Source organism: Methylobacterium sp. TK26 (genome assembly GCF_055361565.1).
Window position 1 is genome coordinate 1,287,928 of sequence record NZ_CM143965.1, and the last position, 12,684, is coordinate 1,300,611.

The 12,684-nt window shown below is 67.5% G+C and carries 10 protein-coding genes, 1 tRNA gene and 2 pseudogenes; 7 read left to right on the forward strand and 6 right to left on the reverse strand.

Annotated features, from left to right (window positions below; genetic code table 11):
* Nucleotides 1-11: 11 nt before the first annotated feature.
* From pdxY to ACXJ1Y_RS06340, 6 genes are all read left to right on the forward strand, one after another.
* A complete protein-coding gene (pdxY, locus tag ACXJ1Y_RS06315) occupies nt 12-860 on the forward strand; it encodes a pyridoxal kinase PdxY (RefSeq protein WP_463849260.1) in 849 nt (282 codons plus the stop codon).
* 28 nt (nt 861-888) lie between these two features.
* Entirely contained in the window at nt 889-1,773 is an 885-nt protein-coding gene (locus ACXJ1Y_RS06320; RefSeq protein ID WP_463849261.1) for a PhzF family phenazine biosynthesis protein, read from the forward strand.
* Complete coding sequence (locus ACXJ1Y_RS06325) at nt 1,766-2,467, forward strand: NUDIX hydrolase (protein WP_463849262.1); 702 nt, start codon at nt 1,766-1,768, stop codon at nt 2,465-2,467. Before ACXJ1Y_RS06320 ends, ACXJ1Y_RS06325 begins: the two co-directional genes overlap by 8 nt.
* Before the next feature lie 107 nt (nt 2,468-2,574).
* On the forward strand, nt 2,575-4,842 hold the full coding sequence (gene glgX / locus ACXJ1Y_RS06330) for a glycogen debranching protein GlgX (RefSeq protein ID WP_463849263.1): 2,268 nt from the start codon (nt 2,575-2,577) through the stop codon (nt 4,840-4,842).
* Nucleotides 4,843-4,978: 136 nt separating this feature from the next.
* A tRNA-Ser gene (locus tag ACXJ1Y_RS06335) sits at nt 4,979-5,068 on the forward strand.
* A gap of 92 nt (nt 5,069-5,160) precedes the next feature.
* Nucleotides 5,161-6,936 (forward strand): DUF6538 domain-containing protein, encoded by a 1,776-nt coding sequence (locus tag ACXJ1Y_RS06340; RefSeq protein ID WP_463849264.1) that lies wholly within the window; start codon nt 5,161-5,163, stop codon nt 6,934-6,936.
* A gap of 288 nt (nt 6,937-7,224) precedes the next feature.
* Here ACXJ1Y_RS06340 and ACXJ1Y_RS06345 read toward each other — a convergent pair whose 3' ends face one another.
* From ACXJ1Y_RS06345 to ACXJ1Y_RS06370, 6 genes and pseudogenes are all read right to left on the reverse strand, one after another.
* Nucleotides 7,225-7,818: a hypothetical protein gene (locus ACXJ1Y_RS06345; RefSeq protein ID WP_463849265.1), complete on the reverse strand. Its 594-nt coding sequence runs from the start codon at nt 7,816-7,818 to the stop codon at nt 7,225-7,227.
* A complete protein-coding gene (locus ACXJ1Y_RS06350) occupies nt 7,815-8,258 on the reverse strand; it encodes a hypothetical protein (RefSeq protein ID WP_463849266.1) in 444 nt (147 codons plus the stop codon). The genes ACXJ1Y_RS06345 and ACXJ1Y_RS06350 overlap by 4 nt, the downstream gene beginning before the upstream one ends.
* Before the next feature lie 94 nt (nt 8,259-8,352).
* Nucleotides 8,353-8,817, reverse strand: coding sequence for a hypothetical protein (locus ACXJ1Y_RS06355; protein WP_463849267.1), 465 nt, complete (start codon nt 8,815-8,817; stop codon nt 8,353-8,355).
* Between the two features lie 28 nt (nt 8,818-8,845).
* Nucleotides 8,846-9,295 (reverse strand): hypothetical protein, encoded by a 450-nt coding sequence (locus ACXJ1Y_RS06360; protein WP_463849268.1) that lies wholly within the window; start codon nt 9,293-9,295, stop codon nt 8,846-8,848.
* Entirely contained in the window at nt 9,292-10,116 is an 825-nt protein-coding gene (locus tag ACXJ1Y_RS06365; protein ID WP_463849269.1) for a TIGR04255 family protein, read from the reverse strand. Before ACXJ1Y_RS06365 ends, ACXJ1Y_RS06360 begins: the two co-directional genes overlap by 4 nt.
* Nucleotides 10,117-10,305: 189 nt before the next feature.
* Nucleotides 10,306-10,611, reverse strand: a pseudogene (locus tag ACXJ1Y_RS06370) (helix-turn-helix domain-containing protein); the annotation flags it as partial.
* A gap of 113 nt (nt 10,612-10,724) precedes the next feature.
* Between ACXJ1Y_RS06370 and ACXJ1Y_RS06375 the strand changes: the two are divergent.
* A pseudogene (locus tag ACXJ1Y_RS06375) lies at nt 10,725-12,287 on the forward strand (ISL3 family transposase).
* Nucleotides 12,288-12,684: the final 397 nt, after the last annotated feature.

Consider the following 12,684-nt stretch of genomic DNA (forward strand, 5'->3'; position numbering starts at 1 on the left):
GGAGCCTTTCCGTGAACGTCCTCTCCATCCAGTCCCACGTCGCCTACGGCCATGTCGGCAACGCCTCGGCGGTGTTCCCGATGCAGCGGCTCGGGGTCGAGGTGTGGCCGGTCCACACCGTGCAGTTCTCCAACCACACCGGCTACGGTGCTTGGCGGGGCGAGGTCTTCGCCGCCGAGACGATCCGCGACGTGGTGCGGGGCGTGGGCGAGCGCGGGGCGCTGGCCCGCTGCGACGCGGTGCTCTCCGGCTACATGGGCTCGGCCGCCATCGGCGAGGCGATCCTGGAGGCGGTGGCCGCCGTGCGCGCCGAGAACCCGGCCGCCCTCTATTGCTGCGATCCCGTGCTCGGCGACACGGAGGAGGGCGTCTACGTCCGCCCCGGCATCACCGAGTTCATGCGCGAGCGCGCCGTGCCCGCCGCCGACATCCTCACCCCGAACCAGTTCGAGCTGAACCTCCTCACCGGCCTGCCGAGCGGCACCCTGGACGAGGCGCGCGCCGCCATCGCCGCCCTGCAGGCGCGGGGGCCGAAGGTGGTGGTCGTGACCTCGGCGGCCACCGCCGAGACGCCCGCCGACCGCATCGACCTGCTGGCCGGGGAGGGCGGGCGGCTGTTCCGGGTGCGCACCCCGCGCCTCGACCTCGCGATCAACGGCGCGGGCGATTGCATCGCCGCCCTGTTCCTCGTCCACTACGCCAGGGAGCGCTCCGCCGCCCTGGCGCTGGAGAAGGCGGCGGCCTCGGTCTACGGCCTGTTGCGCGCCACCGCCGAGGCGGGCTCGCGGGAGATCCTCACCGTGGCCGCGCAGGACGAGTTCGTCGCCCCCTCCGCCGTGTTTCCCGCCGAGGCGGTCTGAGGACGGCCCCCACCAGAGAGGTGTTGCCATGACGCGCCGCTTCGCCACCCTCGACGTGTTCACCACGCAGCCGCTCGCCGGGAACCCCCTCGCGGTGGTCCTCGACTCCGAGGGTCTCGACGGGGCGGCGATGCAGGCCATCGCCAGGGAGTTCAACCTGTCGGAGACGGTGTTCGTGCTCCCGCCGGACGAGCCCCGCCACCGGGCGCGCTTGCGCATCTTCACCCCCGCCCGGGAACTGCCCTTCGCCGGCCATCCCACCGTCGGCACGGCGGTGCTCCTCGCCCTGCGGGATCCGCCCGGCGCCGACGCCCGCGCCTTCGGCCTGGAGGAGGGGATCGGCATCGTGCCCTGCGTCGTCGAGACCCTGCCCGACGGCACGGGCGGCCGCGCCCGGTTCAAGCTGCCTGCCCTGCCCGAGTATCTCGGGCCGGGGCCGGAGCCGGAGGGGCTGGCCGCCCGCCTCGGCCTGGAGCCGGGGGAGATCGGCTTCGGCCGCCACCGCCCGAGCCGGCACGGGGCGGGGCCGCGCTTCACCTGCGTGCCGGTCGCCTCGGCCGCGCGCCTCGACGCCGCCCGCCCCGCCGCCGCGCCGGAGGAGGGCGACGGGCTCTATCTCTACGCCCCCGACCCGGAGGGGACGGGCCTCGCCTTCCGCACGCGGATGTTCGCCCCCCGGATGGGCGTGCCGGAGGACCCCGCCACCGGTTCGGCGGCGGCGGCCTTCGCCGGGGTGCTGATGCAGTTCGAGGCGCTGGGCGACGGAATCCACGACATCGCCATCGCCCAGGGGCAGGCGATGGGCCGCCCGAGCACCATCGCCCTGCAGATCGACATCGTGGCCGGTGCCCTGCGCTCGGTGGAGATCGGCGGCGCGGCGGTCCTCGTGTCGGAGGGCACCCTGCGTGCCTGACGGTTTCCGGACCACGCGGCTGCGGGGGATCGAGGGGCGCCTCGTGCCCTACGAATGGCCCTGGGCGCGGGACAACGCGGAGCGGATCGCCGCCCATTGGGAGCGGCGCCGCGCGGCGCGGCCCGCGCTATTCGACGGCATCGTCCTCCTGTCCTGCGCCTGCACCGTCGAGGGCGGGGTCGCCCGTGTCGACCTGTTCGAGGCGCGGTTCTCGCAATTCGTGGCCTATCGCGACGGCGGGGCCTTCGACGGCGCGGTCGCCAACGCCTTCGCGGCCATCGTGCCCTGGGGCGCGGACGGGGCGGTGCTGGTGGGCGAGATGGGCGCCCACACCGCCAATGCCGGCCAGCTCTACTTCCCCTGCGGCACCCCCGACCGGGACGACCTGCGGGGCGAGACGGTCGATCTCGCGGGCAGCGCGGCGCGGGAATTCACCGAGGAGACCGGGCTGTCGCTGCCGGACGACCCGGCGGGCGAGTGGATCCTCCTCGACGGGGAGGGGCAACTCGCCTTCCTGCGCCCCGTGCGATTCCCCGAGGCGGGCGAGGCCCTGCGCGCGTGGGCCGAGGCCCACCGCCGGGCGGAGGCCGACCCGGAACTCGCCGCCCTGCGCCTCCTGCGGGGGCCCGCCGACCTCGATCCGCAGCGCATGCCGGGCTTCGTGCGGGTCTATCTGGCGGGCGCCTTCGGCTAGATCGGACCCGCACCAAATTTTCGCCGGGTGGCGGGGAGCTTCGCCGTGTCCGGCACGTTCCCGCACTGCCCCCGCCGTGACGTGGCGGGCCGAGCACCGGAGACCCCATGTCCGATTCCCCTCGTTCGACGTTTCAGGCCCGTGCGGCCCGCTCGCGCATCCTGGAGGGTCTGCCCTATCCGCTCGGTGCCACCTGGGACGGGCTGGGGGTGAACTTCGCCGTGTTCTCGGCCTACGCCACCAAGGTCGAACTGTGCCTATTCGACGACCAGGGCGAGCGCGAGATCGAGCGGATCGAACTGCCCGAATACACGGACGAGATCTGGCACGGCTACCTGCCCGACGCCCGCCCCGGCACGATCTACGGCTTCCGCGTCCACGGCCCCTACGAGCCCACCGCCGGGCACCGGTTCAACCCGAACAAGCTCCTCATCGACCCCTACGCCAAGGGTCTCGTCGGCTCCATCACGTGGAACCCGGCCCTGTTCGGCTACAAGATGGAAACCGGCGACGACACCACCTTCGATGACCGCGATTCCGCCGCGTATACCCGCCGCTCGCGGGTGATCGACCCCGCCTTCACCTGGGGCCGCCACCAGAAGCCGAACGTGCCGTGGGAGCGGACCATCATCTACGAGGCCCATGTGAAGGGCCTCACCAAGCTCCACCCGAAGGTGCCGGAGAAGCTGCGCGGCACCTATGCCGGCCTCGGCACGCCGGAGGTGCTCGACTACATCAAGAGCCTCGGCGTCACGTCGGTGGAATTGTTGCCGGTTCACTCCTTCGTGCAGGACGATTACCTGCAGGAAAAGAACCTCGTGAACTATTGGGGCTACAACACCATCTCGTTCTTCACCCCCGCCCGGCGCTACGCGGCGGTGCCGGACTTCGCCTTCTCCGAGTTCAAGGAGATGGTCTCCCGCCTGCACGGGGCGGGCCTCGAAGTGATCCTCGACGTGGTCTACAACCACACGGCCGAGGGCAACGAGAAGGGGCCGACCCTCTCGTTCAAGGGCATCGACAACGCCTCGTACTACCGGCTGCTGCCGAACGAGAAGCGCTACTACATCAACGACACCGGCACCGGGAACACGTTCAACCTCTCGCATCCGCGCGTGCTGCAGCTCGTCACCGATTCGCTACGCTACTGGGCGACGGAGATGCGCGTCGACGGCTTCCGCTTCGACCTCGCCACGATCCTCGGCCGCGAGCCCTACGGCTTCGACGAGGGCGGCGGCTTCCTCGACACCTGCCGCCAGGACCCGGTGCTGAACTCGGTGAAGCTCATCGCCGAGCCGTGGGATTGCGGGCCGGGCGGCTATCAGGTCGGCGGCTTCCCGCCGGGCTGGGCCGAGTGGAACGACCGGTTCCGCGACGACGTGCGCGGCTACTGGAAGGGCGACGGCGGCCTCTTGCCGGACATGGCGGCGCGGGTCAGCGGCTCGGCGGACAAGTTCGACAAGCGCGGCCGCAAGCCGTGGGCGAGCGTCAACTTCCTCACCGCCCATGACGGCTTCACCCTGCACGACACGGTCGCCTACAACGACAAGCACAATGAGGCCAATGGCGAGAACAACCGCGACGGGCACTCGCACAACCTCTCCTACAATTACGGGGTCGAGGGCCCGACGGAGGACCAGGGCATCCGCGCGGTGCGGCTGCGCCAGATGCGCAACATGCTGGCGACGCTGTTCTTCTCGCGGGGCACGCCGATGCTGCTGGCCGGCGACGAGTTCGCCCGCACGCAGAACGGCAACAACAACGCCTATTGCCAGGACAACGAGATCTCCTGGCTCGATTGGGACGCCATCGGCGAGGAGGAGCGGGACCTCGCGGAGTTCACGCAGCGCCTGATCATCCTGCGCAACGCCCTGCCGATCCTCAACCGTGGCCGGTTCCTGACCGGGCGCTACGACGAGGAGTTCGGCGTCCAGGACGTGACGTGGCTGCGCCCGGACGGGGGCGAGATGGCCCCGGAGAACTGGAGCGATGGGGAGGCCCGCGCCTTCGCCGTGCGCCTCGACGGCCGCGCCCAGGCGACCGGCCTGCACCGGAAGGGCGGCGACGCGACGCTACTCCTCCTGTTCAACGCCTACCACGACCTCGTGACCTTCAACCTGCCGGAGACGGTGGGCGGCGAGGCCTGGACGCGGCTCCTCGACACGAACCTGCCCGACAGCCAGGACGCGGAGAGCTTCGGCTTCGCGCAGCCCTACGAGGTGACGGGCCGGTCGATGCTGATGTTCGTGCTGAAGCCCGAGGACACGCCGGGCGATGCGCCGACGGAGATGGAGCGCTCGTACCAGCACGTGATGCAGTCCTTCGAGCGGGCCAATGTCGAGCAGGTGCGGTTCCACCTCGCCGAGAACGAGTGACGGGAACCATGATCGGGACGGGAGGCGTGATTTTCCTCCCGTCCCGCCTTGCGTGACTCCCCTCGCGCAGGATACAGGACGCCCTCCGCGCGGCCGATCCGCGCCCGGCCCCGCGCCGGGCGCCTGGCCCCGGACCGGAGGGGTGGCCGAGTGGTTGAAGGCGCACGCCTGGAAAGTGTGTATACGGGAAACCGTATCGCGGGTTCGAATCCCGCTCCCTCCGCCAACGCTTCTGTAAGTGGTTGATCCACTAGGAAGCTCGCCGAAATCAATGGCTTACGACTAGTCGACTGCTACCCCACGGTGCTATCCGGGAGCATGAGCGACGTGAGCCGCCACACCTACCTTGCGCAGCGTAAGAACAGCGCCAGTTGGTATTTTAAGGCCAAGGTCCCCAGAGATCTCGTAGCCGCCTTTGGGCGGGAACAGGTGTGGAAGTCGCTCCGCACCGCTGATCTCGCGGAGGCGAAGCGTCGGGTCCGCGATGAGGCGGACGCCTTCGAAAAGCAGTGCCGTGCGCTGCGTGACCGGGCTGCAGCCGACGACTGCGATACGATCGGCAGTGTCCCACTCATTTCGCTGAGCGAGGCCGCGATCGAGCAAATGGCAATCGGCTGGTTCACAGCCGTAGCTGCCGATGGGGAGCCGCGGGCGCGGATGGCGGTGCCGCTTGATAGGGATGAAGCGCTTATCCGCTTGAACCAGGAAGAGGCCGCGCTGAACGATCCGAATGACTTAGGTCTCGATGCATCATATCAAACCGCGATCCGCGTTCTCAGAGCCAACGACGTTCGATTGCTTCGGCGCCAGCTCAATTCGATCCGCGCTGCCGGATCGCCGTTGCCGTTTGTGGTGAGCAAAGAGGACGCCGCGTCTGGCCAGTTCCGGCAGCTCTTGGCCCTCCTGCGCAGAGGGCGGTTGGAGGACCTGCACCGCAGCCAAGCGCGTCTCGCAGGTGATTACCAAGCGGTGGCATTCGATCCCGTCTTCCGGCCCCGAGCCGAGCCGAGCGGGAAGACACTTGCACAGGCTATCGCGGCATTCCGTGCCGAGCCTCAGCGCGCCACCCTCATCGCCAAATCACAGCAGACGTACGACGTGGTCTTCCGCCTCGCGGGGGAGTTGTTCGGCAGCGATCGGCCCATCCGCAAGATCGGCCGCGAGGACTGCAAGACCTTTCGGGCGACCGTCCAGGCGTTGCCGCCGAACGCTGCCAAGCGCTTCCCAGGAAGGCCGCTTGTGGAAGTTGCGAACCTGAAGCTGCCAGCCATAGACCGGCTGCACGTTACTACCGTGAACCATTATATCCACGGCCTTTCCGCGCTGATGAACTACGCTCAACACGAGGGCTGGATCGTTCAGAACCCTAGCAAGAGCCTCGCAATTAAGGGGGTCAAAAAGCGCCATCGCCGGGACCCGTTTACGGGCGCCGAGTTGACGAAGATCTTTCAGGCGCCCCTCTTCACCGGCTGTCTGGACGATCAGAACGGCTATGCGAAGCCGGGACCGAATAGGCCGCGTAGGGGGCGCTTTTGGATCCCTTTGATTGGGCTCTACACCGGAATGAGGCAGGGCGAGATCGCGCAACTCCGAACAGAGGATGTTCGCCTGTTCCAGGGCATCTTATGCATCTTCATCGCGGCGGACGGTGACGACGTGGATGAGGCCGATCGGAAGCGCGTCAAAACCGAGGCAGGCGAGCGCTATGTGCCCGTTCATCCAGTGTTGGAGCGGATTGGCTTCGCCCAACACGTCGAGCGGATGCGGACAGCCGGCAACGAGCGCCTATTCCCAGACATCGTACGCGGGGCTGACGGCTACTTTAGCCCCTTTTCGAAATGGTTCTCGCGCTTCCTTGCGGAAGCTGGCGTGAAACGCGATCGGAACGCGTTCCATTCGTTCCGCCACACGTTCCGGGACGCGATGCGTGAGGCGAGCGTTCCGCCGGATGTAGTGACAGCCTTGGGCGGGTGGGTTCGTGGTGGCCTTGAAGAGCACTACGGAAGCGGACGGATCACGGCGCGGGTGCTTCAGGAGCATATGACGCGCATCCGCTACGACGGGCTAGACCTTTCTCATCTTACTCATCTCTGACGCCCGGCCCGTGGGTTCTCGCGGCGGCACGAACGGCGCAGGGCTCGGCCTACCGGATGGATGGGTCCGGAAAGCCGAGCCCTCGGGCCGCCGTTGAGGGGACTTAGCCGTGTTCGTGGGTTCCTTTTACCGGGGCGGGCGGCGGGGGCGGGGGCGCGATTGCGAGGCCATCAGCAGCGTAGAAGCCGATGCGCTTCTCGATCTCCGCGATGTGCTGCCTCGGTTCTTGCAGCGCGTCATCCTCCAATAGTGTGGCCCGCCATTCGCCAGCCTCGCGCCGCAAGACTGCTAGCCGCACGGGGGGGGGCCTACCCCACCGGGGGCGTAGTGGATGGCGTGCTCGATCGCCCAACATAGGCCGACGGTGGCCGCTGCGACCGTCGGCTCGCGGCCGTCCCAAAGCACGCGGCTGACGAAGGCGAGGAATGGGTCGGCGAGTGTCTGTCCGGCCCCCATCGCTACCCAGTGCCGCCGGCGCGTCTTCCGTTCAGGCTGCAGGTCGAACGTGTTGAACTCAACGAGTTCCGGGGCGTCGTGGATCGGCGCGGCGACCATAGCACCAAAATCCAGTCCTGCGTTGGACGAGAAGTGGACCCCGCTGCTGGTGAATTCTTGGCGCGCGTGGGCGGCGATGGATGCACCACATTCCTGGCAGCCGCGCTCGAACACCTCGTCCCGCCAGGATTGCTCGACGATTGCCTCGAACCGCTGCGCAAGGCCGATGCTGCCGGTGCCCACGACAATGACCTTGTCGTCTATGATCCGGATCTTGTCGTCGGAGCGGACCTGGATCAGCGGGTTCCGGCCGTTCCCCGACGTCGACATGCTGTCGGCCCCGATGACGATGCCATCGGAACACAGCGCTCCCACGATGACTGTCAATGGCCGTGGTCCACGAACACGCTGTTGGCCCTCATGCTTGGATAGGCCGCGTAGATCGAGCGGACGAGGTTGCCGAACTCCTGGGCGCGGACCCAGCGGGCGATGTCGTCGATGTACCGGGCGAACTGCGGGGCGAGGCCGTTAAGGACCTCGCGGCCGCGGGCGACCCCCATCTCGCTGGCGGCATAGGTCTTCCAGCGGCCGGACGCGGATGGACGGACAACGGCAAGGCCATCGCGCGCAAGTTGCTCGGCTTCAGCGTAGACGGCCCTGTCGAAAGGGCCGTAATCATAAGGCTCGAACGCGAAGGCCGGGCCCTCGTCCACCAACCAGGGCAGGTTCGTAAGCACGAGAAACGTCGCCTTCTGGACCTGCACCGGCTCGTACGGTTGCCCGTTGGCGGCAGCCAGAATGGACAGGAGCAGATCGCGTCGGGTCATGGCCTCTCGTCGCGCCGGCGCGGGGGCAGGTTCTAGGCGCAGGCCTACCAGCCAATGGTAGCCTATGGCGCGGCAATGAACAAAGCGTGGCCTTTTACGGACAGGCGTGCGGTTTTAGGGGACCGAATACCTCCGCCATCAGCTCGCGGACGTCGTCCTTGTCCGACTTGCTGAGCTTGCTGCAGCCCGCGGCGAGGATGACGGTGACGTGGCCGTGCCAGTCGCCTTCAGCTGGCTCATGGGTGACGGAGAAGCGGTGTCCTCTAGTCGAGGACTGCCTACGGATCCCTCCGGCCAGGGCGTCGGTGCATCCACGGTAGGTTGGACCGGCCCGTCCCTTCGCACGCTCCCGCTCGCGATCCTTGTCCTGCTTCTCGCACCCTAGCCGATGCACGTCTGCGTCTGCGGGCACTACGTTGCGTACGGCGACACTCTCGGCCATGCCGCGGTCGCTGGGGAACTGGAAGATTTCGTGCCAGACGAACTCGTCGGCCGCCCCGAGCATGCGGGGCGCGTAGACGTGCCGGGAAACGGTGTCGGCGTCTTCGATGGTGCGCACCGCCGGCACAGGGACCGGCGGTGTGTCGTCAGCCGCGGGTGGGGATATGGACGACGAGCCCGGGGGGGATATGTCCGCCATTGTAGATGGTGGGCTCGACGTGCTGCGAGGTAGCGCCGGGGTTGACCGTCATGTGCAGCACGGACCCCTCGAAGGTCAACGCGCAACGGCCGGTCGGGCCGGACCACCGCATCAGGATATCGCCCTCGTCGTCGACCGCAACCTTGGGCAGCGCACGGTTGTGCGGGAGGCGCAGGACGAAGTCCTGTGCCAGACAAAGGGTCATCGGCTTCACCTTCGGGTATCCCATGGCGTCCGCGTATGCCGGCAATTGCCTGATCGCATCCAAGAGATGCGCGCGGCGCTGCCGCTCGGAAGCGCCGTCGGCGGTCAAATCGAGGTCCGAATACAGTTCGAACGGCGTGCCCGTGGATATGACGGGCATCGCGTCCGCGAAGCTCGCTCGGGCGAAATTCATGTGTGCCTCTCCCAGACCTTGTTCTGCACGTCCCGGCTTGTGATGTCCGAGAAGGTTGTCACGATGGAAGCGTGCGCGAGGTCGAACCAGTTCCATATAGCATGAGTTTCCAGCGCCGGCGAGAATTTGCGCGCGAGCAGGTCCAGGCGAACCAGCCCCTGCCCGTCGCTGGGGCGCTGAGTTGTGTTGAGCCCGATGTGGAGGTGTCCTTCGCCGTCAGCGAGGTCGAGCTGCGCGTTCCAGTTGAGCCCGGACAGCGCCAGGCGGTCGAGGGGGCCTACCGGGGGGCGCCAAGCGAGGAACGGGACGACCGATCCGATGTCTGTCGGGCCGTCGAGGTCGCGGCCGAACTGGAGGGCGTTGACGTATGCTAGCTCCAAGCCGACGAGGTCCGGCGTCCTGAGAGACTGCTCTTCGAGAAAGCCGACCAGTAGCCCGAGTACGTTGCGCAGCCTAGCGACAATGGCGTCGTAGCTGGGATACGGGCTGTCCTCGGCGCGGCGCCGCCAGTTGATGATGAGCCGGTCGCGCTGCAACTGCACCAGTGTGGCGTCGTCGGCGGACACGAACCAGACGCGCGGAAAAGGGCTCGCCTCAATCGGACCGAACTGGAACTGGATCTGGAAGTCCGCCAACCCGTTCGCTACGACAGCGGGCGGCAGGGGTGGCAACGTCTCCGTGCGGGGGAAGTCCCGTCTTAGACGCTCCCAAAGGGCACCGACATGGGCGACCTGCAGATCGTCGAGGGACTGGAAGTAGACGCCGCACACCACCTCCGTAACGGGGGGGCTCCCATATTTGGGTAGCGGGGCGAGCGGCATGGCTGTCCGTTGTCCCACGGCGATTGCTCGGGCGAATAAGGTTCATCGCCGTCGGGGTGTCAAGCGAACCGCTGCCTAACGCCGCGGCGGCGATCCCTGCACCCACAGGCAGATCCGTCACGCAGTCGGACGAGCCAGGCCGCAGATCGGAGGCGGCTTGCCAAGTCTCGTGAGTGAAACCGGTTTCACTCAGGCGGCCCACCGGGCAAGGGCAACTTCCGCTTCCGCCCGGTTGTCCTTGATCCTATAGACGGTTTGCCGGGTGAGCCCGGTGGCCTTGGCGATGGCTGCTACAGCGTCGCCACGATCGAGGCCGGCGACCACATCGGCGAACTGGCCAGCAGAGTATGAGGGCTTGCGACCGAGATAGGCGTCGCCCCTGCCCTTGGCGTGGTCGATACCGGCTCGTTGCGCGTCCCTGGTAGCTTCAGCCTGGGCCTGGGCGGTCGCGGCCATGAAGCCGATCAACGCGTCACGGACTGCCATCTGCACCGGGTGTCAAACGGCGTTGAACTTTGACCCTGGATCGGCGTCGAACTTTGGCTCTGACTCACTTTCGCTGATGCCGGCGGCGTTGAGGTTGCGGATATCCAAGATGGAGCCGCAGCATGAGCCCTCGCTTCAGGCCGTCGAGCCTCGTACCTGCCGGACTCGTCGTCGATCACCTCGATATCGGCACCGATCGGATCAGTCTGGTCGTGAGGTCCGGATCTGCGACGGCGACGTGCCCAAACTGCCGAACCTCTTCACGTCGCATCCAAAGCCGCTACCAGCGCCGTGCCGCCGACCTGCCGCTTGGTGGTCGGCGCGTCGAACTCCGAGTCATGGTGAGACGCTTCTGGTGTGACGCAGCGGCTTGTGGGCGGAAGATCTTCGCCGAGCGCTTCTCCGAGGACGTCCTGCCTACCTTCGCGCGACGCACCTCGCGGCTGGAGTAGATCGTCCATCACCTCGGGCTCGCACTCGGTGGTCGGCCCGGTGCAGGCCTCGCTCAGCGCCTGATGCTGCCCGTCAGCCGCGACACGCTCCTGCGCGTGATCCGCCGTCGGGCGACGACACACTCCGATCCACTCAGCGTCATCGGCATCGACGACTTCGCCTGGCGGCGCAATCACCGCTACGGCACTCTCGTCTGCGATCTCGAACGCCGCCGCATCGTAGCGCTCCTGCCCGACCGCGAGCAGGCCACCGCACAGACATGGCTGAAGATGAACGGCTCGATCCGGATCGTCGCCCGCGACCGCGGGGGCGGATATGGTGAGGCCATCGCCCGTGCTCTGCCGCAGGCTATCCAAGTCGCCGACCGGTGGCACCTCTTGGAGAATGCCAGCCGTGGCTTCCTCGATGCTGTGCGCAGGTCGATGCGACAGGTTCGCGAAGTCGTCGGCGCAACCACGATCGATCCGGCGCTGCTTACTGCAGCCGAGCGCATCCAGTACGAGGGTTACCTGCGACGGGAGGAGGCGGACGCGGCCATCCGCGCACTCGCCGAGGCGGGCGTTCCGATCCGCCGGATCTGCCAACGTCTTGGCCACAGCCGCAAGGTGGTGCGTGCGGTCCTGCGTGGGGAGCGTACCGACGTCTTCCGGGTCCGCCAGAGTTCGCTCGACGCCTACCTACCCTGGCTCGATGCCCAGTGTGATGCTGGCAGCCGCAACGCGACCGAACTTTGGCGCAGGGCGAAGGGACAAGGCTTCCGGGGATCGCTGCGCGTGGTCGGGGAATGGGCGACGCGGCGTCGACGCGCCGAGCAGGCCAAGATCGAACGGCTGCAGCGTGTGCCGTCGGCACGAACCCTGGCGCGATGGCTGACGATGGGTCGCGACCGCTTGACCAAGGCGGAGACGCTGACCGTGGCTGCCGTCGAGGACGGCGTGCCGGCGCTGGTCGAGGCGCGCGAGGTGGTGGGCGCTTTCCAGACGATGGTCCGGGCGATGGCGCCGGACAGGCTCGAAGGGTGGCTCACACGTGCTGGCTCAGGCCTCGTCGCCTCGTTCGCCCGCGGTGTCGGTCAGGACCGAGCTGCGGTTCTGGCAGCGATCACGTTGCCATGGTCGAACGGCCAGACTGAAGGGCAGATCACCAAACTCAAGCTGGTGAAGCGTCAGATGTACGGCCGCGGCAAGATTGACCTGCTGCAAGCTCGCCTGATCGGCCTCACGCCTCCATGATCAGCGAGATTGCATCAGAGCCAAAGTTGCACGCCGAAACACACTATACGCCCCGAGCCTACGTCGAGCGCCTAGTGGTCGCCACCGTCATCGAGCCTCTACGGACGGACTGGGCGACGGTGCTCTCGACCGCCGAACGGCAGAAGGTGGAGGGCCGGAGCCGGGATGCTATCGCAACAGTGCGCGCCTTTCACGACCGCCTCTGCGGGCTGCGCATCCTCGACCCCGCCTGTGGAATCGGCCACCGATCTCCGGCGCAGGCAGGCTTGCCGCATGATAGCCGGCCTTTCCGCTCTAGTATGATGCGGAAAATGGCTGAAAGGTTTTCCGCGTTGGACCGTCCATTCTCGGCGGTTGCACGAACGCTCCACATTGCTGACATGTACCCTTTCGAAGA

What these genes read in the sequence shown, in the direction of transcription:
- ACXJ1Y_RS06365 (WP_463849269.1), bottom strand. Translation starts at nt 10,116, where the DNA reads ATGCCGCTCGCCCCGCTACCCAAATATGGGAGCCCCCCCGTTACGGAG.
- ACXJ1Y_RS06320 (WP_463849261.1), top strand. Translation starts at nt 889, where the DNA reads ATGACGCGCCGCTTCGCCACCCTCGACGTGTTCACCACGCAGCCGCTC.
- ACXJ1Y_RS06340 (WP_463849264.1), top strand. Translation starts at nt 5,161, where the DNA reads ATGAGCGACGTGAGCCGCCACACCTACCTTGCGCAGCGTAAGAACAGC.
- glgX (WP_463849263.1), top strand. Translation starts at nt 2,575, where the DNA reads ATGTCCGATTCCCCTCGTTCGACGTTTCAGGCCCGTGCGGCCCGCTCG.
- ACXJ1Y_RS06360 (WP_463849268.1), bottom strand. Translation starts at nt 9,295, where the DNA reads ATGAATTTCGCCCGAGCGAGCTTCGCGGACGCGATGCCCGTCATATCC.
- ACXJ1Y_RS06350 (WP_463849266.1), bottom strand. Translation starts at nt 8,258, where the DNA reads ATGACCCGACGCGATCTGCTCCTGTCCATTCTGGCTGCCGCCAACGGG.